Source organism: Candidatus Nitrosotalea sp. FS, assembly GCF_011319475.1.
Classification (GTDB): domain Archaea; phylum Thermoproteota; class Nitrososphaeria; order Nitrososphaerales; family Nitrosopumilaceae; genus Nitrosotalea.
In genome coordinates, this window is the sequence record NZ_RCMC01000072.1 from 1 (window position 1) to 2,396 (window position 2,396).

The window sequence follows — 2,396 nt, forward strand, 5'->3', positions numbered from 1 at the left end:
AGGACTATCATTCCTCCAGGTGCTACATTGAGCACATACGAAGACAGTATGCCTATTACTGCAGAAAATACTGCAAAACTCATTGAAAGTATAGCAGTCTGCTTAAAACCTCTAGAAAACAAGATTGCTGTTACATTTGGTACTACTATTAGAGAAGAGGTAAGCAATATTCCAACAAGTTGCATTGAGATCACCACCGCGATGGCTGCAATTACAACAAAAAGATAATTGAGTTTCTCTACAGGAATTCCACTTACCTTTGCTTGCTCTTCACTAAATGTTGTGTATACAAGTTTTCTATATAACAATAAAATTATAACAAGTACTGCACCACATAAACCCAAGATAAGAAGAGTATTCTGCAAGCTTANCTTACAAGCAATATGCTACCAAAAAGAAAACTGAATATGTCAACCGTGAAACCTTTTGCCAGACTTATCAAAATTACACCCATTGCAAGACCAGATGAGAGTAAAATTGCAACAGTTGCATCACTTGAAATTTGAAATTTTTGTTTGATCTTTGTCAGAGCTAACGCACTTGAGACAGATACTGCAAATGCAGCCCATAGTGGATATACACCAAGATAAAGTCCTGCTGCAATTCCTCCAAATGCTGCATGGGCAAGTGCATCTCCAAAAAGTGACTGTTTTCTCAAAACAAGAAACAAACCAATCAAAGAACACATTAAAGAAATTGCTATCCCAGATACAATAGCTCTGTGCATGAATGCATATGTTAGTATTTCAAAACTCATTCTAATCCCCGTGTTTATGCATATGTAGTTGCATTGATGACTCGGAATACATTTTCAACAAATCTTCATTGTGGAAAAATTCTTCAGATATTCCATGGAATGCCAAGGTTCTGTTAAGACATGCAACTTTTGTCGCAAGTTTTGCCACTGCATCCAGATCGTGTGATGACCAGATAATTGTAATACCTTCTTTTCTATTAAGATCATCTAGTATGTGATAAAAAAAATCCATACTCTGTGAATCAATTCCTGTAACTGGCTCATCTAAAATTAGTATCTGTGGATCATTTACCAGAGCTTTTGCAATAAACACTCTTTGTTGTTGTCCCCCTGACAAGTCACCAATTCTACGTTTACCAAGCTCATGAAGCCATACTTTTTGAAGAGATGCGTCAACCTTGTCTTTATCTTGATCATTAAGGCTCATTCCTACTACTTCTTCCACGGTTGCAGGAAAATTCTTCTCAAATACAGGTTTCTGGGGTACGTAACCTATCTGTTTTAGATGTTGTACAGATTTTCTAATATCCTTTCCAAAAAACTTGATTGTTCCATGGTAGTTTGTAATCAGACCTAGCATGCAACTAAAGAGGGTGGTCTTGCCTGCACCATTAGGTCCAATAATACCAAGAAAATCCTTCTCTTCAACTGAAAATGTTACTTTGTCAAGTGCAGATACCCCTTCATATGAGACTGTCAGATTTTCAATCTCAACTAGTTTCATGAACACAATGCCTCCTTAAGATTGGATAGATTATTTTGCATTTTTTCGACATAGTCATCATTTATGTTCGTAACCTCAAGTGGACTCAGGACAAGTACTTTTCCATGTATCTCATCAGCGATAACTTTGGCTACTTGTGGATTTACTGCTTCTTCAGTAAATACTACGTTTATTCCGAGATTTTGTGCCTTTTGTGTTATATTCTCAAGTGCTTTTGCAGTAGGTTCAGACTCTGGATTTAATCCACCAACAATTGTATTCTGATTCAATCCATATTCTTTTGAGAAATAAGAAAATGCATCATGAAATGCAAGAAAATCTTTTTTATTACAACTTGCAAGCTCTGTTCTGATTTGCTTATCAAGTAGATCTAATTTTGTCTTGTATTGGTTTGCGTTTTGTTGATAATAATTTGCATTTTCTGGATCAGCTTTTATCATAGAATCTGCAATGTTTTGTACTTGAATCTTAGCAAGGACTGGATCTAGCCATATGTGTGGATCAGTCATACTAGTACCTTCATTTTTTTGCAACAGTGGAATATTTTTGCTAGAGTCAACAACTATGATGTCAGGATTTGCAGAAACAAGTTTTGGAATCCACGATTCAAGACCTGCACCGTTTATGATGATCATATTTGATTGTTTGAGCCGTTCAATATCTTGCACTGTTGGTTCCCAATCATGTGGTTCAACTCCAGACGGAATGATTACAGAGACATCAACTTTTTCTCCACCAACTGCTTTTGCAAATTTGTAAATCGGATAAAATGTAACTAGAATTTTATGTTTCTCAGATACCTTCTGACTTAGTTCCACATTTTGTTCAGATGCCCATAAACCATAACCAGATAACGGTATGATAATTATAATACTCAGTATTGCTGCCTTGATGCCTATGATCAACATCAAAGCT

General features: G+C 36.0%; 3 protein-coding genes and 1 pseudogene. All 4 read right to left on the bottom strand.

Annotation, left to right across the window (positions count from 1 at the left end; all coding sequences use genetic code 11):
* Nucleotides 1-365, bottom strand: a 365-nt coding sequence (locus tag DYY66_RS13880) for an iron chelate uptake ABC transporter family permease subunit (RefSeq protein WP_309223958.1), incomplete at its 3' end; no start/stop codon positions are given.
* Nucleotides 366-371: 6 nt separating this feature from the next.
* A pseudogene (locus tag DYY66_RS13885) lies at nucleotides 372-727 on the bottom strand (metal ABC transporter permease); the annotation flags it as partial.
* A gap of 31 nt (nucleotides 728-758) precedes the next feature.
* Nucleotides 759-1,481, bottom strand: a complete 723-nt coding sequence (locus tag DYY66_RS03070; protein WP_166286121.1) for a metal ABC transporter ATP-binding protein — start codon at nucleotides 1,479-1,481, stop codon at nucleotides 759-761.
* On the bottom strand, nucleotides 1,478-2,396 hold a 919-nt coding region (locus DYY66_RS03075; RefSeq protein ID WP_255496018.1), incomplete at its 5' end, for a metal ABC transporter solute-binding protein, Zn/Mn family. The genes DYY66_RS03075 and DYY66_RS03070, both read right to left, overlap by 4 nt.